At 69.9% G+C, this 21,849-nt stretch carries 12 protein-coding genes; 3 read left to right on the top strand and 9 right to left on the bottom strand.

Translation table 11 applies throughout. The annotated features are described in order from the left end of the window. Positions 1–405 precede the first annotated feature (405 nt). The 3 genes from KF684_13390 to pilM form a co-directional block, all read right to left on the bottom strand. Complete coding sequence (locus KF684_13390) at positions 406–2,331, bottom strand: hypothetical protein (GenBank protein MBX3353921.1); 1,926 nt, start codon at positions 2,329–2,331, stop codon at positions 406–408. 63 nt (positions 2,332–2,394) lie between these two features. After that, a complete protein-coding gene (locus tag KF684_13385; protein MBX3353920.1) occupies positions 2,395–3,747 on the bottom strand; it encodes a hypothetical protein in 1,353 nt (450 codons plus the stop codon). Position 3,748: 1 nt separating this feature from the next. After that, on the bottom strand, positions 3,749–5,851 hold the full coding sequence (gene pilM / locus KF684_13380; GenBank protein MBX3353919.1) for a type IV pilus assembly protein PilM: 2,103 nt from the start codon (positions 5,849–5,851) through the stop codon (positions 3,749–3,751). 432 nt (positions 5,852–6,283) lie between these two features. Between pilM and KF684_13375 the strand changes: the two genes are divergently transcribed. Beyond that, positions 6,284–7,753, top strand: a complete 1,470-nt coding sequence (locus tag KF684_13375; protein ID MBX3353918.1) for a S1 RNA-binding domain-containing protein — start codon at positions 6,284–6,286, stop codon at positions 7,751–7,753. 119 nt (positions 7,754–7,872) lie between these two features. After that, entirely contained in the window at positions 7,873–9,843 is a 1,971-nt protein-coding gene (argS, locus tag KF684_13370; protein ID MBX3353917.1) for an arginine--tRNA ligase, read from the top strand. A 173-nt stretch (positions 9,844–10,016) separates the two neighbouring features. On the opposite strand, the gene KF684_13365 is transcribed toward argS, so the two are convergent. From KF684_13365 to ptsP, 5 genes are all read right to left on the bottom strand, one after another. Then, complete coding sequence (locus tag KF684_13365) at positions 10,017–10,955, bottom strand: alpha/beta fold hydrolase (GenBank protein ID MBX3353916.1); 939 nt, start codon at positions 10,953–10,955, stop codon at positions 10,017–10,019. Positions 10,956–11,018: 63 nt separating this feature from the next. Continuing rightward, entirely contained in the window at positions 11,019–13,211 is a 2,193-nt protein-coding gene (locus KF684_13360) for a site-2 protease family protein (protein MBX3353915.1), read from the bottom strand. A 138-nt stretch (positions 13,212–13,349) separates the two neighbouring features. Next, positions 13,350–14,594 (bottom strand): 1-deoxy-D-xylulose-5-phosphate reductoisomerase, encoded by a 1,245-nt coding sequence (gene dxr / locus KF684_13355; GenBank protein ID MBX3353914.1) that lies wholly within the window; start codon positions 14,592–14,594, stop codon positions 13,350–13,352. 39 nt (positions 14,595–14,633) lie between these two features. Then, positions 14,634–16,991: an Rne/Rng family ribonuclease gene (locus KF684_13350; protein MBX3353913.1), complete on the bottom strand. Its 2,358-nt coding sequence runs from the start codon at positions 16,989–16,991 to the stop codon at positions 14,634–14,636. Positions 16,992–17,302: 311 nt separating this feature from the next. After that, on the bottom strand, positions 17,303–19,063 hold the full coding sequence (gene ptsP, locus KF684_13345; GenBank protein ID MBX3353912.1) for a phosphoenolpyruvate--protein phosphotransferase: 1,761 nt from the start codon (positions 19,061–19,063) through the stop codon (positions 17,303–17,305). Positions 19,064–19,439: 376 nt separating this feature from the next. On the opposite strand from ptsP, the gene rho reads away from it, so the two are divergent. After that, a complete protein-coding gene (gene rho, locus KF684_13340) occupies positions 19,440–20,654 on the top strand; it encodes a transcription termination factor Rho (protein MBX3353911.1) in 1,215 nt (404 codons plus the stop codon). A 193-nt stretch (positions 20,655–20,847) separates the two neighbouring features. Here the strand turns inward: rho and KF684_13335 are convergent. Continuing rightward, on the bottom strand, positions 20,848–21,849 hold a 1,002-nt coding region (locus KF684_13335; GenBank protein ID MBX3353910.1), incomplete at its 5' end, for an SUMF1/EgtB/PvdO family nonheme iron enzyme.

The raw sequence follows: 21,849 nt of genomic DNA, 5'->3' as shown, positions 1-21,849 counted from the left end.
ATCAACTCGAATGATTTGAACGATTTTTACGCTTCAGAACGCCGGGCCATGCCCGCTACGCTCCTTGCGTCACCATCTTCTTTTAGGTGCTCGATCACTCGGCTCGTTCCCCGCATGATCCCGGTATTCCGGCCCATGCGGCGAACGCCTTGCTTGCGTGCTTCTCGGATGCCAAAGAGCGTGGATACCGTCGACCGTCAGGTCTGGGTCTCCTGCTGCTGTCTGCTTGTCGCTTTCACCAGCCCGCTGTCCAAACGCCCTTCGGACAACGTGGCGGAAGGTTAGCGGGGCGCCCCGAGGTGTCAAGCCCGAGGCCTCCAAGATTCTCGCGGAAACTTCACACACGCCGCCAAAGGGCCTCTAAACGCCTTGAAAACAAGCGTTTAGCGCGAAACAACTCCCGCGTTAATCCCGGCGATCGCCGGGCATCCCTCCCGATGGGGCGCTCGGCTGCTGGGGACGCGCCGCAGGGGCCGCCGGTCGCGTTGCGCCGCCCGGGGGGGTCACGCCTGCCGACGGGGCTGTCGGGGTCGAGCTCTGGCCCGCCTGGGCCGACCTGCGAGCGGTCTGGAGTGCAGGGCTCTGAAGGTCGACGGCAGGGTCGCGCAGCACCAGACGGCCGTCTGGCAGGCGCAGGACGGCCAGGTACGAGGCCCGGCCCTCGGCGCCCGACGAGCGGTCGATGACGTCGAGCAGCATGGCGCCGCCCATCGCGACCTGCAGCGTCTCGGGCACCGGGCTCGCAGCGCCCAGTGCCGGGGCCTGACCCTCTTCCTGGATGATCTCGAAGAGTTGGAGGCCCTGCGGCATGGAGACGGTCGCGGCCAGGGCGTCGCCGGGGTTCAGGCGCACGCTGGCGCCGCGCCAGTGCCCATAAAACAGCCCGAAGACCTCGGCGGTGATGTCGCCGATGCGATAGCCGCCCACGGCGGCGGCTTCCTGCCCGCCTCCTGCGCGGGTCACGAAGGCCTGCGCGTCCGGGGCGACGCGGATGGGCTCGGACCAGGGCGAGGGCTCGGAGAACGCGATGGGCTGGGCGGCGATGGCGCGCTGGTCTTCCTGGATCGAGGACGCCCAGGGGAAGAGCGGGTTGGCGACGCCCACGCTGACGCGATAGCGATAGGTCTCGCCGGGCGTCGCGGTCATGTCGTGCGCGAGCAGAACGATCGCGTCGGCGCTCTCGATGTTGCGGGCCTCGGGCAGGGGCGTGGCCTGCGTGGTCTGCGGCGACGCGACGACGGGCGCGCCGCCGTAGCCCAGGTCCGCGAGGCGCTGGTTGATGGTCTGGATGTCGGCCTCGAGTCGCTGGATGCGCGTCGTGATCGACTGGCGCGCCTGCTCGTTGACGGCGGCGGACTGGCGCCCCTTCTCGATCTCGAGGTTTCGCTCGAGGTTGGTGCGCTGGTTGAGGAGGCGGCTGATCTCGTCGCTCTGGACGGCGACCGGGGTGGCGCTGGCCTTCTGGGCCGGGGGGATCCAGGCGTCGCCGGCGATGGAGGGCGGGAACGCGGGCTGGACGATCGCGGCGATGTTCTGGCGCGCGTCGCGCGTGACGGTCTGGAACTCTCCGGGGCTCATGCCCTGCGAGAGTCGCTCGAGCAGAGAGAAGGAGCCGGGCGATTCGGGCACGCGCTCGATGGGTCCGAGCGTGCCGTCGGCGTTGAGGCGCTGGCGTTCGAGTTTGAGGCCCAGGATCGCGGTGCGGTTGAGCCAGAAGGTTCGGGGCAGGGCCGCGAGCGGGCCGGGACCGTCGGGGTCGCTCTCGAGCGCGGCGCGGAAGGCGCTGGCCGGGAAGGTGGCCTGCACGCTGACGGCGCGGAGGTCGTGGGGCTGCGTCGCAGGGGCGACGGCGGCGAGGGATGGCACGGACGCGACGGTGAGCGGGTCGAGCGTGAGAAGGTACTGCGCCACGACGGGGTTGGTGGGCGCCGGCGGCAGGACGGCGGCGTAGCGCGCGTCTTCGGGTGGGGGCGTCCGATCATCGGTGCGTCCGAAGGGGCTGACCAGCGGGCCGAAGGCGGTCACGCGATCGGCCGGCGTGCGAAGCCCCTGCTCGATGCGGCGGCGCACCAGTTCGGCGGCGTCGGGGAGTTCTTCGGGGATGCCGGCGGCGGGGTTGGGGTCGTTGAGCTGGCCGGTGATCTGCTGGGCGCGTCGGACGATGCTCTCGTACGCGCGGTCCGGCTCGACGCGCTGGTTGGACTCGACCGCGACGCGGTTGCCCGAACCGACGAACTGCCACGCGACGACGCCCAGCGCGAGGAGCGCGAACGCGCCGACGACGGCCTTCTCGCCGTGCTTCTCGATGATGGAGATGCCTTTGGTCTTCACTGTGTCTCGGCCTTTGCGAGTGGATCTGGTCGGTGGTGAGAGAGTGTCACGCGAGCGGCGCGATCAGTCGTTGCGTCCGCCGCGACGCCCCTGGGGGGGCGCTCCGAAGCCGGGCGCGCCGCCCGGGCCCGCGGGGGCGCCGGCGGCGGCGGGGTCTTCGTTCTGCTGCCCCTCGGGGGGCGCGACGCCCAGGGCGGCGCGGACCGTCGGGGGCATGTACTCGCGCGTCCAGTCGCGCAGCCAGAGCGTCTCGAGCCGGACGGCGACTCGCACCACGTGCTCGGGCCCGAAATAGAAGCCCTGGTTGGCGAGGGCGCCCAGGTCGTCGACCGACGCGATGTCGAGGTCGAGGACGGTGATGAGGTTGGTACGCGCGAAGGCGTCGAGGACCTCGGTGAGGCGCGCGCTGGAGACGATCATCGTGACGCGCGCGAAGCGGATGTCGAAGAGCGCGTTGGGCTGCTCGGGGTTGAAGACGCGGCCCGAGAGCGACTCGGCGAAGTTCCGCGTGATCTCGGCGGTGTAGTCCGAAACGGGCTCCCTGCCCTGCGAGGGGTAGGGGAAGGGCTCGATCTCGAGGCGCTCGACGCGCTTGATGGGCGCGTCGGCGACGACCAGATCGGGCAGGTTGGCGTTGCGGATCGCCTCGAGGACCATCTGGTTGGTCCACGAGACCCACTGCCATTCCCAGCACAGCTCGATGGGCGGGACGGCGGCGCCGGAGAACGGCGCGACGCTCGCGAGGGCGTCGTTGGAGGCATAGAAGAGGATCGTGTTCTGCGCTGGGGCGGCGTAGGCGCGCACGCGCTCCTGCACGAGCGCCTCGCGGAACTCGGCCTCGATCTCCGGGGTGAGGGCCGACGCGTCGGCGCCCTCGCCCAGGAGGCGGCTCTCTTCGCGCAGGCGCTTCTCCTCGATCCGGCGCGCGACCTCTTCGGCGCGAGGGGGAGACCCGGCGCCCTTGTCGCGCAGCATGTCCTGGTTCCATCGCACCCACTCGCGCGCCAGGCGCGTCGACTTCTCGATGCGATCCTGCTCGCTGGCGGGGCGAGGGAACAACCCCTCGACGATGGGCTGGAACTCGTTTCGGTTGAACCGCACGATCGCCTCGCGCCCGGACGCGACCTGCTCGGCGGAGCGGCGCATGAGCTCACGCAGCGCCTCGGTCGTGGCGGCGTTGGGGGCGCGCGACGCGCTGAACCCCTGCGAGCCGGGGACCACCGGCTCGAAGGCGTAATTCACCGACAGCGCGTTGAGATCGCGCGACTGCGTGCGGATCTCGTTCTCGACGGTCGCGCGGACCTTCGCGTTCATGCCGCTGCTGATGACGAACATCACGGGGAACGCGACGACCGCGACGACCCCGAGGATGACGATGACGAGGTGCTTGCGCACCCACGCGAGTACCTTCTTCATGTCAGCGACCCTCCATGCCAGCGTGGGCGACTGCCGGCCCGGTGCGTGGGTGTGCGTCGGCGGCCTGGTCGCCCTGCTGCTCGTTGGCGGGCTCGCGCCCCGGCTCGTAGGGGATCAGTTGGAATCGGATGGTGAAGCGGCTCACCGACGCGTTGCGCGGGAACGCCGTCGTGGCGCCGGGCAGCGTGGCGATCTCGTTGATCGGCGCGTTGGGGGTGAGCAGCGGCGAGGGGCCGGTGGCGGCGCCGGTCCCGCGCCCTGCGGCGTCGGTCTGGCCGCGCTCCAGGGCAGCGGGGCTCGCGACGACCTGAGTGCTGACGATCTCGCTCGGGTTGAACTCGGCGATGCGATAGGGCACGCCCGGTCGCGAGGCGTTGGCGATGAGCCACTGCCCGATGGTGCGCGTGACAAAGGGGATGCCCTCGGCGTTGGGGGTGTCGACGACGAGGGTGACCTCGATGGGGGGCAGGCCCGAGTCGCCCCCGCCGCCGCCGGACCAGGAGCCACCGGAGCCGCCGGCGGCGCCGCGTTGCGGCGGGGCGCCGCGTCCGGGTCGTTCGCCGGGCTGCACGCCGCCGCGCCCGGGGATCGGCTGGGCGGTGGTCGCGGACGAGGGCGGCCCAGCGACGCTGGAGACGGAATCGACCTGCATGGAGCGAAGCTCGAAGACGCGCCACTGGGAGGGCGGGATGGACGAGGCGTCGCCGCGGAGGATCTCGGGCTGGGGCTGGGCGGACGCGAGCATGTCGCCCACGTCTCGCACGAGCTGGGGGAGGAACTCGCGTCCCTCGAGCAGTCGCTGGAAGTTCACGACGGTCGCGCCGATGCGCTGCGAGCGACCGACCTCTTCCCACGCGGTCTTGAGGGCCTGGCCCTCGCGCTTGGCGTTGGCGACGGCGGTCTTGGCCTGCTGGCTGGGCTGGACGATCGCGCCGCGATCGAGGATCGGGCGGACGAAGGTCGCGGCCCCGGCGATGATCGAGAGCCCTGCCGCCGCGGCGACCCAGGGGGTCTTGGACTTCCAGACCTTCTCGCGCACGACGGTTGTGGGGATGATGTTCGCGCTGATGGGGGCCTGCCCGAGCCCCTGGAGCGACAGGCCGTAAGCGGTCGTGAGCTGCATCGCGGCGGAGGCGAACTCGGCGCCCATCGGGCCCTCGACCCCGATCTTGTGGAACTGGTCGAGCCGGACGACATCCATGCCCAGACGCTGCGAGAGGAACTTGCGCAGCCCGGGGAGCTGGAAGGTCGCGCCGATGCCCAGCATGCGGCTGATGTTCGCCTCGGGGTGGAGCTGCTTGTAGTACTGGATCGAGCGCTGGATGTCCTGAAGCAGGTCCTCGAAGGCCGGCTTCATGGCCTGGAAGACCTGCTTGCGGTGCTGGCTGGACTCAAAATCGCGCTTCAGCTTCTCGGCCTTGGTGTAGTCGAGCTTGAAGGCCCGGGCGATCGCGTCGGTGAAGGCGTGCCCGCCCAGTGGGAAGGTTCGGATCCAGACGCGACCGGCGTCGGCGATGATGAGGTCCGAGGAGACCGTGCCGATGTCGAGCAGGATCGCGCCGGTGACCTTCTCGGTGAAGTTCAGGTCATACGCGATGGCGTTGTAGACCGCGACGGGCCCGACAGTCACCAGATCAGGGGAAATGCCAGCGTCGCTCAGGAGGGCGAGGCGTTCGCCGATCTTGTCGCGGGTGACGGCGAAGATGCCGACCTCGACCTCGGGGGAGTCCTCGCTCACGAAGGTCTGGTAGTCCCACTCGACCTGTTCGATGGGGAAGGGGATCTGCTGGGCGGCCTCGAACTTGATGAGGTCGGGGGCCTTTTTGGGGTCGACCGGGGGGAGCTTCGCGAACCGGGCGAAGGACTGGTGCCCGGGGATGGAGACGGCGACGCGCGCCCCGGAGAGGTCTCGCTGGCTGACGAGCTGTCCCAGGGCGACGCGGATCGCGTCGGCCTGGTCGAGGTCGGGGGTCGAGAGGACCTTTTTGTGCGGGATCACGATGAAGTCGACCAGGCGGACCTGGTCGCCGTCGCGTTCGAGCTTCAGGGCCTTCACGGCGCCTGCGCCGATCTCGATTCCCCAGCAAAGATTGGATGAGGGCATAGGGCTCCTCGGGCGCGATCAGAGAAAGGTGAACGACACACGACACGCCGCGACGCGGCGCGACGGGGCCCTGGACGGGCGCGATCGCCGCGCTCCGGCGCTGCTCGCCGGCTCGCGGGACGGGAAGGATAGCGTCGGAGACGCGTCCCGCACCGGTGGGGTACGCACGCGCTGGGGCGCTGGTTTCGAGCGGGTCGGGGGCATCGGGGGCGTCAGGGATTTCGGGGGCATCGGGGCGTTGTGGTCGGGCGACGCGGGGCGCGTTCGGATCGTCTCGCACAAGGGCGCTGCGGGCGCGTCGCCTGAGCGTCGCGGCGCGGTACACTTGGGCTTGCCCGTGTCTCCCGCCACGCGAAGGGCGTTCGCGCGCGGGAGCGCGTCTCGAGGCGGGTTCGCCTCCTGCGTTGTGCCGTTGACAAAGGACCGGTAGCGATGGATTCGATGGATCAGCAGGCCCGTCACGCCGACACTCACTCCCCCGGCGCTCGGCGCCCCGACGACGCGGAGCGCCTGATGCAGGCGGCCGTTCAGGGCTCGCCCTCGCCTGCGCCGACCGAGACGCGCACGCCGGCGACGCCGTCGCGCAGCGAGGCGCAGATGCCCGACACGATGCAGGCGGAGCTCGACAAGGCGATGCGCTCGGGCGCGTTCGCCGAAGCCGGCGCCGAAGCCAAGGCCGCCGCTGGCGGCGTGGGCGCAACCGCCCCGGGCGCCAAGCCGGCGATCCGCGGGCCTCGCGTCATCGAGGGCGGGCGCGAGCATCGCAAGGGACGCGTCGTCTCCGTCGGCCCCACCGACATCTTCGTCGAGTTCGGCCCCAAGGAGCTCGGCGTCGTCGCGCGCACGCAGTACCCCGACGAGGCCGACCTGCCCGTCGTGGGCGGCGAACTCGAGGTCGTCATCGACCGCTTCAACGCCGAAGAGCAGCTCTTCCTGTGCTCGCGCCCCGGCGCGGTGCAGAAGGCCGAGTGGGAACTCCTCCAGCCCGGCCAGGTCGTCGAGGCGCGCGTCACCGGCATGAACAAGGGCGGGCTCGAGCTCGAGGTCGCCCACCATCAGGCCTTCATGCCCGCCAGCCAGGTCGACCTGCATCGCATCGACGACCTCTCGGTCTTCGTGGGCGAGAAGCTCACCTGCGTCGTGCAGCGCATCGACCGCTCGGGCAAGGGCAACATCGTCCTTTCCCGGCGCGACATCCTCGCCGAGGAGCGCGAGCGCGAGCGCGGCAAGATCCGCGAAACGCTCAAGGAAGGCGACGTCATGCAGGGCGTCGTCAAGAAACTCATGCCGTTCGGCGCGTTCGTCGACATCGGCGGCGTCGACGGTCTCGTGCACATCTCCGACATGTCGCACGATCGCGTCAACCGCCCCGAGCAGGTCGTCAAGCCGGGCGACAGCGTCACCGTCAAGGTGCTCAAGGTCGACTGGGAGAAGGATCGCATCTCCCTGGGCATGAAGCAGACGCAGTCCGACCCGTTCTCGACCGCCGCCTCCGAGGTGAAGGAAGGCGAGATCGTGAGCGGTCGCGTCACGAAACTCCTCGACTTCGGCGCGCTCATCGAGGTCGCGCCGGGCGTCGAGGGCCTGGCGCACATCAGCGAACTGTCGTGGAAGCGGATCAACCAGGTCGGCGACGCCGTCAAGGTCGATCAGGTCGTGCAGGTCATGGTGCTGGGCGTCGACAAGGCCAAGCGCCGCGTGTCGCTGTCGATCAAGCAGACTACCGAGCGCCCGGTCACGGAGCGCGACAAGAAGATGGCCTCCACGGTGGAAGAGATCAAGAAGGAAACCCCCGCCCTGCGCCGCATGCGCGAGGAAGCCAAGAAGAAGCACGGCGCCAAGCCGCTGAAGTCGGGCCTCGGCCAGATCGGCGGCATGGGGCTGGGCGATCTGAAGCTCTGAGTCCGCTCCCCCGAGCGTTTGCAATGAACCAATGCCCGGGCCGGCGCGAGACGCTGACCCGGGCTTTCCGTTTTTGACACGCGCACAATCCCACCCGCCGCTCCCCTACCATCGCCCCCATGACCCACGACCCCGCGGCCATCCTGCGCGAGCGCCTCGTCAGCGCGATCCGTTCGGCCCTCGCCGACCTGGGCATCGACGCGCCCGAGACCATCGACCCGATCCTGACGCCCTCGCGCCAGCCGAAACTCGGGGACTTCCAGTCCAACGCGGCGATGCCCCTCGCGAAGGCGGCCGGGAAGAACCCGCGCGACCTGGCGGCGGCGATCGCGAAGCACCTCGATGTGTCGGGCGTCGCAGAGCCACTCAACGAGCAGAGCATCGCCGGCCCGGGCTTCCTCAACCTGTTCCTCTCGCGCGACGCGCTCGCGAGCGCGCTCGACGCGATGGATTCCTCCCCTCCCGCTCGCGGGAGGGGGCGGGGGGAGGGTCCGGGCGATCACGCAGAGACTTCCTCCCCTCACCCGTCTGCTGCGCAGACACCCTCTCCCCAGAGGGGAGAGGGGGCGTATCTGGGCATCGCACCCGCCGCCGATCCCAAAACCATCGTCGTCGACCTCTGCGGCGTGAACCTCGCCAAGCAGATGCATGTCGGGCATCTGCGCTCGACGATCATCGGCGACGCGATCTCGCGTCTCTTCGCGCGCCTCGGGCACACCGTCATCCGCCAGAACCACCTGGGCGACTGGGGCCTGCCCATCGCGATGGTGACCGAACTGGTGATGCGCGAGACCGCCGCGGGTCGTATGGACCCGAACACGCTCACGCTCGACGACCTCGACAGCGCGTACCGGGCGGCGCAGCGCGAGTGCAAGGCCGACGCGCGCGGGCTTGCGGCCGTGAAGAAATACGGCCTGGGGCCCAAGGCGCTCGCGGAACTCGAAGAGCAGGTCGCCAGCGCCGAGGACGCCCTCGCCCGCGCGAAGCAGACGCTGATCAAACTCCAGTCGGGGGACGGCGCGACCGTCGCTGCGTGGGAGCGCATCGCCCAGATCACCATCGACGAGTGCGTGCGGATCTGCGCGCGCATGGGCGCGATCGTGCTGCCCGAGCACACCGCGGGCGAGTCGTCGTATCGCGAGGAACTCGCCGGGGTCGTGCGCGATCTCGAATCTCGCAAGGTCGCGACCGAGAGCCAGGGCGCGCTCGTCGTTGATGTCAGCGACGCGGGGATCAGCGAGCCGCTGCTTATCCGCAAGTCCGACGGCGGTTTCCTGTACGCGACGACCGACCTCGCGGCGATCAGGCGGCGCGTGCAGGAGTTCGGCGCCGACGAGGTCGTCTATTGCGTGGACGCGCGCCAGTCGCTGCACTTCAAGCAGGTCTTCGCCGGCGCGCACAAGGCGGGGTACACGAAGCGCCCCGACGGGAGCGCGGCGCGCCTCGAGCACGCCGCGTTCGGCACGATCCTGGGCGAGGACGGCAGGCCCTTCAAGACGCGCTCGGGCGAGAATGTGAAACTTGCGGCGCTGCTGGACGAGGCGGTCGAGCGCGCCGGTCGCGCCGTCGCGGAGCGCAACCCCGACCTTTCGAGCGAGGAGCGCGAGACGATCGCGCACGCCGTGGGCATCGGCGCGATCAAGTACGCCGACCTCAGCGGCGACCGGGTGAAGGACTATGTGTTCTCCTTCGATCGCATGCTCGCGTTCGAGGGCGACACGGGCCCCTACCTGCTCTACGCGCTGGTGCGCGTGAAGAGCATCCTGCGCAAGGCGCGCGAGCAGGGCGTCGCGACGGGCGGGAACAGCGCCTTCCGCGTCGACACCCCCGAAGAGAAGCGCCTCGCCCTCGCGATCCTGCGCTACCCGTCGGTGGTCGAAAGCGCCGCCGACGCGCTGGAGCCCCACCGTCTCTGCGGCTATCTCTCCGAACTCGCCGGCGCGTTCAGCACCTTCTTCACCGCGTGCCCGGTGCTGCAGGCGCCCGACGACGCGACGCGCGATTCACGCCTGCGCCTCTGCGCCCTCACCGGCAAGATCCTCGAAGACGGGCTCTCGCTGCTGGGCATCACGGCGCTGGAGAGAATGTAAGGGGAAGGCACGGGGCACGGGGCAAGAGGCACAAGTGGGATGGGAGCAGGGAATAGGGAGCGGTGAACAGCAAGAACGAGAAGGGTGGCGTGGTACGGCGCCGCCGTGCCACGGGCGCTGGCTGATGCGCGGTTGATGAGGCGCACGCAGCGCATCTCCCGGTTCCGAACCCCTCACTCCGGCGCTCTCCCCTCGGGGGAGAGTGGGGCGGAAAGGAATCGGTCGATCGCGTCGGCGCATCGCTGCGCGAGTGTCTCGTCTGTCCACAGATCGTTGTGATGGCCGCCGGCGATGATCGCGAGTGTGCCGCGCGGCGCCGCGTTCGCGATGGCCCTGCCGTCGTCGATGGGGCAGACCTCGTCCTGATCGCCGTGGAGGACGAGCAGCGGGCAGCGCAGTCGCGACGCGTGCTCGGCGCGATCGAAGGCGCGCCAGCGCGGGCCGACGCCGAGGCGTATGCCCATGAGCGCGAAGGCGACGGGGCCGTTGACACGCCAGGGCAGCTTCATCATGCGCAGCACGCGGAACGCGGGTGTCCACGCGAGCCGGTAGGGCGCTTCGGCGATGACGCCGGTGATCGACGGGTGATCCGCCGCGGCGACGATGCTGATCCCGCCGCCCGCGGACCAGCCGAACAGGACGACGGGTCGCTCGTCGCCGAGGCGTTCGAGCATCGCGTGGATCATCTCGTGTTCGCGCGTGCCCATGGGCCAGCCGCTAAGCGGGCCTCGCGGCCAGTTGGGGGCGTCACCGAGACCGGGCGGGTCCCACGCGATCACGCGTGACGCGTGGGGCAGGAGCGCCGGCAGTCGCGAGAGCGCGCCGAGTCGCGAATCGGCCCAGCCGGGCGTGCAGACGATGACGGGGCCGGAGGGCGCGTCGCCGGGGATATCCCACACCGGCAGGCGCACGCCGCGCCAGTCGAGGGACCACTCGGTGAATTCACGCGGCGAGAGGAGTTCGCTCGGATCGCCCGGCTTCCCTCGCGCCAGCGCGCTCGCGTAGGTGCGCCTGGGCGGCCTTCGTATGCGGCGCGCGACCCACCACACGCTCAGGGCGAACGCGATGACCAGTCCCTGCGCAAGGATCGTCGCGAGCCCGAGCCAGTTCATGCGTCACCCCTCCCGTGCCGGGGGCCGGGAGGGGGCGGGGGGAGGGTCTTCCTCGTCAAGCGATCAGCCCCCGCCGAAGAGGTTGGTGATGTCGTTGAAGGTCACCAGCAGGAACAGCGCGCCGATGAGGAGCAGGCCGATCATCGCTGTAGCGCCCTGCACGGTGGGCGAGACGGGCTTGCCCGTGATCCCCTCCCACAGCAGGAAGACGAAGAGCCCGCCGTCGACGATGGGCAGGGGCAGGAAATTCAGCACCGCGAGGTTCACGCTGATGATCGCCATGAAGAAGATGAGATCGATGATGCCGCGCTTCGCGACGACGGCGCCGATGTGCGCGATGCCGACCGGTCCCTTGAGGTGTTCGACCTTGACGCTGCCCTGGAAGAGTCGCGCGATGGTGAGGTAGGCGCTCATCATCACGCGATGGGTTTCCTGCACGCCCATCGCCATGGCGCTGATGGGGTTGCCCGCCTTGCGCGTGACCATCAGGGGCTCGAAGTGGAACTCGTTGATGGACGACGCCCACGACAGCGCGCCCGCCTGGGCCAGGTCGGCGCGCGACACGGTCCACTCGTGGGTTTCGGTCGGCCCCTCGCCGAAGGACGCGCCCAGCGGCAGGCGCACGACGAGCGAGAGCGTGATCGTCTCGCCCTCGCTGCGCTCGCGCGCGTCGGCGAGCGCCCGGTGGATATCAACGAAGGACGCGATGGGCCGGGCGTCGATCGACTCGAGGACCGCGCCGGGGGGGAGGTTCAGTGATCGTGCGGCGAAGACGGGCTGGGCGGGCTCGGGCTGGCCCTCGACGCGCTCGACCGGGGCCAGGCGCGTGCCGGGGCGCGCGCCGGGCGCTGTCGCGGCGAGGATCTTCGTCTCGGTGGCGGGCGCGATGCTGAAACCGATCGAGCCCTCGCGCGAGACGGGCGCGCGCAGGGTCACGAACGCGCCGTCGCGCAGGACGACCAGATCGATCGCGCTGCCGGACGCGGCGCGGATGGCGTTGACGCCCGAGGCGATGTCGGGCCAGTCGGTGGGGCCGATGCGCGCGAAGACATCGCCGGCGCGCAGGCCCGCGGCCCCGCCGCGCACGCCGGGGTCGAGCACGCGCATGGGGGGCGTGAAGCCCAGGACATGGGGCGTTGCCCGTGGCGGGCCGCCGTTGTCGGGCTGGACGCCGACCTCGGGGAACCGCGCCGAGGGGATGATGGTCGCGTCGCGCTCCGCGCCGCCCGGGAGGCGGAAGGTCGCGACGACGGGCGCGCCGCCGGTCTGTCTGGCGGCGCGGCTGATCGCGTCGGGCGAGGCGGCGTCGACGCCGTCGACGCGCAGGAGGACCGATCCCTCGGGGATGTCGCCCAGCCCGTTCGCGTCGCGCTCGTTGCGCACGAGCGAGCGGATGTCGGGGGCGTACTCGCTGACGCGCGCGAGCGTGGTGCTGAAGGCGGGCGCGAGCCCGACCTCGAGCAGGCGCGTCTGTGCGCCGACGCGTGGCGTGGCGGTGAAGACCATCGCCTCGTCGACGCCCTCGCGCTCGACGACCATGGTGAGGGGCTTGTGCGCGCGGGCCATCGCGACGTTCGTCGCGACATACTGGAAAGAAGGCGTTGCGCCGCCGTTGATCGACACGATCCGGTCGCCGGTTCTCAGGCCGGGCTCGACGCCCGGGGTGGCGGTCTGCGCGCTGGCGGCGGGCGATCCCGGCGCGATGTAGCCCACGACCGGCGCTTCCTGCTTCAGCCCCACCATGAAGACGATGACGAACAGGATCGCCGCGAGGATCACATTCATGATCACGCCGGCGCTGATGACGACCATGCGCTGGGGGACGGTCTTGGCCATGAACGAATCGGGCGCGGACTTCTTCGACGCTCCGCGCGGGTCCATGTCGTCCTGGCCCAGCATCTTCACATAGCCCCCGAAGGGCAACCAGTTCAGCCGGTACTCGGTGGGCGAGATGGTGTCGGGGACGCGCGGCTCGGTCTCGATGTCCTCGCCGATGACGGCGCCGGCGTCGTCGAGCGAGGTGACGCGTTTCTCGCCGTAGCGCCGCGCGAGCTCCTGCTCGCTCGAGCCCATGCGGAAGCCCAACCCCTTGCGGTAGGAGCAGATCGCCGGCCCGAAGCCGATCGCGAACGCGTGCACGCGGATGCCCGCCCAGCGCGCCGCCAGGAAGTGGCCCAGCTCGTGAATGAGGATCACGAACCCGAACCCGAGGATGACGAGCAACATATCGAAGGCGGACGAGAGGGTGGAGAGCATCGGGGGATTCTAGGGGAAGCGTGCGCTCGCTCGCCCCCGAGGCGGTCGGTCAGATCCCGTGGCACGGCTACGCCGTACCACGCCACCCCGGCTTTGTTCTTCGTGCTCCCGCTGCCTGCTCCCCACTCCCTTCTTCCCTCACCCCATCGCCTTGCGCACGAACATGCGCGCCGACGCGTCGGCGGCGAGCACATCGTCGAGGGTGCGCGCCGGGCGGGCGCCGACCGAGTCCATCGCCTGGCGCACCAGCCGGACGATCGCGCCAAAGGGGATCTTCCCGTCCATGAACGCCGCGACGGCCTCTTCGTTAGCGGCGTTCATGATCGCGCCCAGCGTGCCCTTGTCCTCGGGGGCGTCCATGACCTCGCGCGCGAGGGCGTAGGCCGGGTAGCGGCGCTCGTCGATGGGGCGGAACTCCAGCGTCGAGAGTTTCGCCAGGTCGAGGGGCGTGTGCGCGACGGGCGCGCGGTCGGGCCAGGTCAGCGCGATCTGGATGGGCGTGCGCATGTCGGGCGAGCCCATCTGCGCCAGCACCGAGCCGTCGGCGGTCTCCACCATCGCGTGCACGATCGACTGAGGGTGCAGGATCGCGCCCAGCCGGTCGGAGCGCAGCCCGAAGAGCCAGTGCGCCTCGATGAGTTCGAACGCCTTGTTCATGAGCGAGGCGCAGTCGATGGTGACCTTGGGCCCCATGGCCCAGGTGGGGTGCGCGAGCGCGTCCTTCGCCGTCGCGAGCTCGAGTTTCTCGAGGGGCCAGTCGCGCAGCGCGCCGCCCGACGCGGTGAGCGTGACGCGCGACACGGCCTCGGGCAGCGCGCAGGGTGGGACGAGGCCCTCCCCCTGCCCCCTCCCGCTCGCGGGAGGGGTGTCGAAAGGCACGCCCATCAGGCACTGCCACACGCCGGAGTGCTCGCTGTCGACCGGGAGCAGCCGCGCGCCCGAGCGTCGGGCCGCGTCGGTGACCACGCTGCCGGCGGCGACGAGCGTCTCTTTGTTGGCCAGCGCGACATGCGCGCCCTTCTCGACGGCGGCGAGCGTCGCGCGCAGCCCGGCGAAGCCGACGATCGCCGAGACGACGATGTCGCAGTCGACCTCGCGCACGAGGCGTTCGGCGGCGTCGGCGCCGTGGCGGGCGCGGAAGGGGTCGAGCCGGTCCTTCGCCTGATCGTCGTCGCGCGCGATGGCGACATCGCCCACCCCGTGGGCCGCGGCCTGCTCGGCGAGCAGGTTCAGGTCGTTGCCGGCGGCGAGGCCGACGATCTCGACGCGCCGGGGGAAGCGATCCTCGAAGGCGAGCCGGTTGAGCGACGACACCACTTCGAGCGTCTGACGCCCGATGGAGCCGGTCGAACCCAACACAATCACGCGTGTCGCACGGGCCATGGTGCAAAGCACTCTTTCGTCACGAAAGGGCGCGGGTCGTCAATCCTCGCGCTGCGGGACCTCGGAGGGCTTCACCTTGCGGTGGCTGGCGTAGAGGGTGCGAGGCGCCTTCTTCACGGGCGCTTTCGCGACCGGGGCCGGCGCTGGGGCCGGCGCGGGCTTGGCCGCCGGCGCCGGACGGGGCGTCGCGTTGATCTCGACGACGGCGCTGGGCGACGCGGCCTTCTTGCCGCGGCGACGGCGCTTCTTCTTCGGACCAACGCCGGCGCTCTCGCCCGGTTCGCGGGACTCGGGCTCGTCGTCGTCGCCGTCGTGATCGTCGCGCGAGCCGGGCTTGGGCTCGACGTGCGGCGTCTCGTCGCGCCGGGGCTCGTCGCCCTCGAACGGCGCGCCGTCGGGGCCGACGCCCGACTTGCCCTTGCGACGCCGGCGGCGTCGGCGCTTCTTCTTGCCGCCCTCGCCGGAGGGCGCGCCGCCTTCCTGGGCGCCCTGCTCGCGATCGGCGGGTTCGTCCGAGTCGTCGTCGTCCTCGTCCTCGTCGCGCTGCGAGCCGGGCTGCTGGCGCTGCTGGGGCGCGCCTTGCTCGGCGTCGGCGCCCTTGCCCTTGCGACGCCGGCGGCGTCGGCGCTTCTTCTTGCCGCCCTCGCCCTCTTCGGAGGGCATCTCGTCGATGCCGGCGATGGGGCCCTCGGCGGCGGTGAGCTCCATCTGGCGCATCTCGTCGAGCGCCTTGTGCTCGGCGTCCGCCTCGAGGCGGGCGAGCTCGGCGGCCTCTTCGAGCGGGTCGAGCATCCACTCGGCGCCGGCCTTGACCGTGTCGGTGTAGGGCTCGAGCGTCTCGGGGGGGCGCAGCGCCGGCAGGCGGTCGAGTTCGAGGTCGGCGCCCATGTGGTCGTAGACGAAGAACTGCAGCTCGTCGAGGCCGATGTTGTTGCTGACGCGCACCAGCACCTGCTTGCCCGAGATGCGCTCCATGCGCGAGAGGCGATGACGCCCGGCGCTGAGCAATTCGCCCGCGACGCGAGGGGACACGACCATCTCGACCTTGGCGATCTTCTCGCGCGCCAGGAGGGCGGCGACCTCGCGCAGGGCCTCGCCCGTGACCGAGCCGGGGCGCTGAACCAGCCCGCGCCCGCTGCAGGTGGGGCAGCCGGTGAAGTGCGTCTTGCGATGGCTCCCTCGCATGCGCTGGCGGGTCATCTCCATGATGCCGAACTCGGAGATGGTCAGCGTCTTGGTGTTGGCGCGGTCGCGCTTGAGGTTGTCGCGGACGCGCTGCTCCAGCTGCTTGCGGTGCTGGATCTTGCGCATATCGATGAAGTCGATGATGACCACGCCGCCCAGCTCACGGAGTTTGAGCTGGCGACAGATCTCGTCGGCGGCCTCGATGTTGGTCTTGAGCGCCGTTGTCTCGGCGTCCTTGTTGTCGCGCATCTTGCCGGAGTTGACATCGATCGCGACGAGGGCTTCGGCCTCGTCGATGACGATGGACCCGCCGGACTTCATGGGCACCTCGCGCAAGTGCATCTGCTTGATCTGGTCCTCGACGCCGTAGGCGTGGAAGATCGGCGCCGGGTCCTTGTAGTTGAAGAGTTTGGTGGCGCTGCGCGGGGCGATGATCTTGAGGAAGCGTGCGGCGCGCCGGAGGGCGGCCTCGTCGTCGATGACGATCTCGTCGACCTCGGTGGTGGGCACGTCGCGCAGACAGCGCAGGAGGAGGTCGGACTCGGCGTAGAGCAGGCGCGGCTTGCCCCCCTTCTTGAGCCGGGTCTCCATGTCCTTCCAGAGTCGCTGCAGATACGCGAGGTCGCGCTTCAGTTCGATCTTGGTGCGCTCGAAGCCGGCGGTGCGCAGGATGAAGCCGAACCCCTCGGGCAGGTCGAGCTGGTCGAGGGTGGCGCGCATCGTGCGCCGGGTCTCCTCGTCGTCGATGCGTCGCGAGACGCCGACGTTGTCCATGTGGGGCATCATCACGAGGTACTTGCCCGGGATGGACAGGTAGCTGGTGAGCGTGGGGCCCTTGGTGCCGATGCCCTCCTTGAGGACCTGCACGATGACTTCCTGGCCTCGCTTCAGGCAGGCCTGGATCGGGGGCCTCTCGCGCCGGGGCGTCTTCTTGCCCACGCGCTCGGCCTCGTCGTCGTCAGCGCCCGGGAAGTAGCGAGGGTGCAGGTCGGAGACATGGAGGAACCCGTTCTCGCCCAGGCCGAAGTCGACGAACGCGGCCTGGATGCCGGCCTCGACGTTCTGGACGCGCCCGAGATAGATGTTTCCGACATGACTGGCGCTGTCGGAGCGCTCGGCGTGGAGCTCTTCGAGCGCCCCGTCCTGAAGAACCGCGACCCGGCACTCCTCGCCGGGCACATAGTTCACGATCATCTTGGCTTTGGCGGACACACAAGCCCCTTCCATGGGCTGATCGCCCGGGGGCGCTCCGGAGCGCCCTCGAGGCGGGTCGCGCGCGTCGTGGGGTCGCACCCGCGGCTGGTCGGAGGGTCCGTCGTCCGCGCGTCCGGCGCCGCCCCGGGGGGAAGCTCTCTCGACACGCAGGAGAGGGACGCTCTCCGAGCGGCGCGCTGCCGTGCGACCGGCGAGCGGCGATCCCCCGGGTCCGGTCGCGGCGGCCCGTGAGGGGCGCGCACCGAGGCGTCCGGGGGGTGATTTCTTTCCGAAGTGTCTGTTCAGACAGGGTTTGCGCCGCTGTCCGTTCAGTCTTCGACGGACCGACCGTCGAACGCTTCGGGGATGACTTTCCTCGCCGCATCGCGGAGTTGTGCCGCGACGAGGCGTTCGGAATCGAGCGAGCCGACCTTTCGGGCGAGCCGTTCGCAGGTCTCAATATCGACGCTGCGGATCACCCTCTTGAGCTGGGGGATCGCGCCGGGCGACGCTGAGAGGGTACGCAATCCCATCCCGAGCAGCAACATGGTGTATTCGACATCGCCGGCGATCTCGCCGCAGATCGACACCTCGACCCCCTGGCGACGCGCCGCCCGGATCACGTCCTTGACCAGGCGCAGCACCGCCGGGTGGCTGGGGGTATAGAGCGACGCGACGTGCTCGTTGGTGCGATCGACCGCCAGGACATACTGCACCAGGTCGTTGGTGCCGATCGAGAAGAAATCGACCTCGCGCGCGAAGGCCGACGCCATCACCGCCGCCGCCGGGGACTCGACCATCATCCCGACCTTCAGCCCCCGGTCGAAGGGCACGCCCTCGTCCTCGAGGTCCTCCATGACATCGCGCAGCACCATGCGCGCCTGGCGGAGCTCGGTGAGGGTCGTGATGAGGGGGAACATGATCCGCGCCGGCCCCAGCGCGCTGGCGCGAAGGATGGCTCGCAGCTGCGTGCGGAACATCGGGAGGTTCTGCATGCAGTAGCGGATGCTGCGCAGCCCCAGGAACGGGTTGCGCTCGGGGTCCTTCGCCTGCTTGCTCGTGTACTTGTCGGCACCCAGGTCGAAGGTGCGGAAGGTGATGGGCCGGCCCCCCAGCGATCGCACCGCCTCGGCGTAGGTCTCGAACTGTTCTTCCTCGGTGGGCTCGTCGTCTTTGGTGAGGAACAGGAACTCGGTCCGGTACAACCCCACGCCCTCGCCGCCCATCTCGATGACCGCCGCCGCCTCGCGCGGGAACTCGATGTTCCCCATCAGCGTGATGTGCTCGCCGCAGGTCGTCGTGGCCTCTTCGCTGGCCAGATCGGCCAGCGAGGTGCGGAACAGGCGCTGGCGCTCGATGTACGCGCGATGCTCCTGGACCGTCTCCTCGTCGGGGTTCAGGACGATCACGCCCCGGTCGCCGTCGACGATGATCAGGTCCCCGTCCTGGGCGGCGGCGGTGAGCCGGCCCGCGCCGACGACCGCCGGGATGCCCATCGCGTGCGCCATGATCGCGGTGTGGCTGGTGCGCCCGCCCACATCGGTCACGAACGCCATCACCGTCTCGGGCGTGAACGACGCCGCCTCGCTGGGGGTCAGCTCGTGGCTCACGACGACGGCCGGCTCGGTGAGTCGCGCGAGGCGTGTCTTCTGCTCGCCGATGAGGTGGCGCAGCACGCGGCGCTCCAGGTCCCACACGTCGTCGACCTTGGCGCTGAAACTCGGGTCGTCGAGAGAGCGGAACCACTCGGCCAGGTCGCCGAAGGCCTGCACGACGGAGAACTCCGCCGTCACGCGCTCGCGCTCGATGCGCTCGCGGATCGGGCCGGTGAGCGAGGGGTCGCCCAGCATGCCCCGGTGGAACGCGAAGATCTGGGCCGCGTCGTCGCCCAGGCGCTGGTGGGCGCGGCTCTCAAGGTCGAGCAGCTCGGCGCGGGACATCTCGAGAGCGCTCTCGAGCTTGGTCAGCTCGCCCTTCACCTCGTTGGAATCGACGGTGCGTCGGGGGATGCGCACGCGCGCGTCGTCGAGCACGAGCACGCGACCGATCGCCACGCCCGCCGACACCGGGATGCCTTTGAAGATCTCCATCCGAACCCTTCTCGTGACAGCCGCGGCGAGCCCGGAACCAGAGCCGCGGGGCAGGAGGTCTCGTTCACGCCCGTCGGAGGGGATCGCCGACGCGTCCGAGAACGAGGGCCGGATACTAGCCGAACACGCGCCGACCCGTCTGGCCTGCATATGCGACCGACGCGGCATGCAAGGGATGTGCGCAGGGGCGCTTGACCGCCCGGGCCCGGCATGCTCCAATCGTGCGGATGTCCCCTCCGGCCTGTGCAAGGCGTACGAGGGGGCGTCGGCCACAGCCGCGTGAGACGCGGCCAGCAACGAGCGGCCTTGGCATCGCCCGATCCTTAACGGTTCCTCGCGCCTTTCGCATGCGCGGGCCGTGCACCACCGTGAACGCATGACAACCCAGATTGGCATCCTCGATCTGCCCGATCGCGCCGAAGGCGGCTTCCGCGGGCGCGTCCGCATCGTCCCCGAGACCGCGGACGGCGCGCCGCCCTCCTTCAACCCCTTCCCCACACCGGGCGCCGTCTCCACCGGCAAGATCGACTCGCCCCTCATCCCCGAAGAACTCTCCGACAAGTACCGCCTGCGCAACGGGCTCGAGGTCATCGTCGAGATCGGCGAGAAGAAGTCGCGCAAACGCAAGGGCGGGCGCGGCGGCAAGCCCATGCCCGTCGTCTCCAGCTTCCTCTCCATCGAGGGCCTCCCCCCCGACGACTTCGCCAAGACCAAGGCCTTCCACGAGCTCACCAGTCTCGACCCCCAGCCCCGGCTCACTCTCGAGCACCGGGGCTGCTCGCCCTCATGCCGCCTCATCGACCTGTTCTGCCCCATCGGTCGCGGCACGCGCGGCCTCATCGTCTCGCCCCCCAAGGCCGGCAAGACCACGCTCCTCAAGGACATCGCCTCGGGCCTCAAGCACAACCACCCCGAGCTCGAGGTCTTCGCGATCCTCATCGACGAGCGCCCCGAAGAGGTCACCGACTTCAAGCGCAATGTCCCGGCGCGCGTCCTCGCGAGTTCCAACGACAACGACAACGAGCGCCACATCGAACTGGCGCTCTACGCCCTCGAGCGCGCCAAGCGCATGGTCGAGACGGGCAAGCATGTCGTGTACCTGCTCGACTCGCTGACGCGCCTCGGTCGCGCCTTCAACGCGTCGCGCCGCTTCGCCGGGTCGGGGCGCACCATGTCGGGCGGGCTCGACTCGCGCGCTCTCGAGATGCCGCGACAGATCTTCGGCGCCGCCCGCAACACCGAAGAGGCCGGCTCGCTGACGATTCTCGCGACCTGCCTGGTCGACACGGGCTCGGCGGCCGATCAGGTGATCTTCGAAGAGTTCAAGGGCTCGGGCAACATGGAACTGATCCTGGATCGCAAGATCTCGGAGCGGCGCGTGTTCCCGGCGATCAACCTCGCGTCGTCGGGCACGCGCAAGGAGCACCTGCTGCTGGACGACCCCACGCTCAAGACGGTGACCGCCCTGCGCCGGCGCCTGATGAGCATGCAGCCCCACATGCAGGTCGAGCAGCTGCTCAAAGCCCTCGAACGCTTCCCGACCAACGCCGACCTGGTCGGCGCGTCGTCGGGGGCGCCCGCGTCGGCGTGATTCAGCGCTGAACGGCGACTTCTCCGAACGACCGTTCATTTGCACGCAACATCTCTCGGGTGGCGCCGGCAAGCAACGCTTGCCGGTGCGCTGCGTTCACCTTCCTCAGCGGGTGGCATGGTCAAACGAGGTCTGACCGTGCGAGGCGATCACGCGTGCACACGCGGGCATAACGCCCCCAGTGTCTTTCGCATCATCGTCTCCTTCGCAAACAGGTGAACGCCGCGACGCCAAGCAACGCCGGAACACCCGGCGCGGGGATCGCCGCGGCGAAACGGACCGTGATCGGCTGTGCAAATCCCCCGTAGCCGCTGGTGAAGGGCCGGTGCATCCTGTCATCCAGCACCGAGTCGCCGTAGCCGAGAATCGGTGTCCCCGAATAATCCGTTTCCCCCCGCCCCGTCGATTCCACGAAATAGGTGTTGAGGCTGCGCTTCGTGTCCGTCCATTCCCGCCCGCCCCCCGACGCGTCCAGGAGCCCCCACGGCGTCTGCACATCCGGGTAACTGCCCACATCCCACGGCATGCGGTCGTGGCCCGCGGGCCACTGCTGCTGCGTCCCCGCGTTGGTCTCGCCCCCCAGCGCCGGATCGCCGGGGTTCAGGGGCTCGTTGCTCGCGTTCGGATACAGCCAGTACCCGCCCTGACCCGGGCCGTCGCGGTTGGGGTCCCAGTACACCGCCTTGTTCCACTCGTCGCGCGAGGGGATCCAGACCTGCGCCCCCTCGCTGCGCACGGGGTTGCGCCAGTCGGCGTACGCCCCGCTCTGAAAGTCGGCCATCGTCGCCTCGTTCACGCCGGGCGAGCCGTTGTGCATCCAGTTGGCCATCAGCGCGAAGTACTCGATGGTGTTGCGGGCCGGGATGTTCGCCGAGCCGGCGAGCATCTGGTAGCGAGGGATGCCGCCCGACATGCCCAGGTACAACAGCGTGTTGCTGCCGGCGAGCCGACCGGGGGTCCCTCCCAGCGCCTGGATGTGGGGCGCGACGGCCTCGACGAACCGGAAGTACTGGCTCACCGTGAGTTCGGTGGTCGAGATGCGGTAGTCGTACGCCACGCTGCGGATGACGCTGTTGCCGATAAACGGCACATTCGGCTCCAGACTGATCGGGTTCACCGGCCCGCGGATCGTGCTGAAGGTCATGCCGTGGGCCTGCGTGAACTGCAGGTACTGGTTGTTGTGCACGCCCTGCGC

Source organism: Phycisphaeraceae bacterium, from assembly GCA_019636675.1.
Lineage (GTDB): Bacteria > Planctomycetota > Phycisphaerae > Phycisphaerales > UBA1924 > JAHBXC01.
This window is presented reverse-complemented; position numbering and strand designations above follow the sequence as displayed.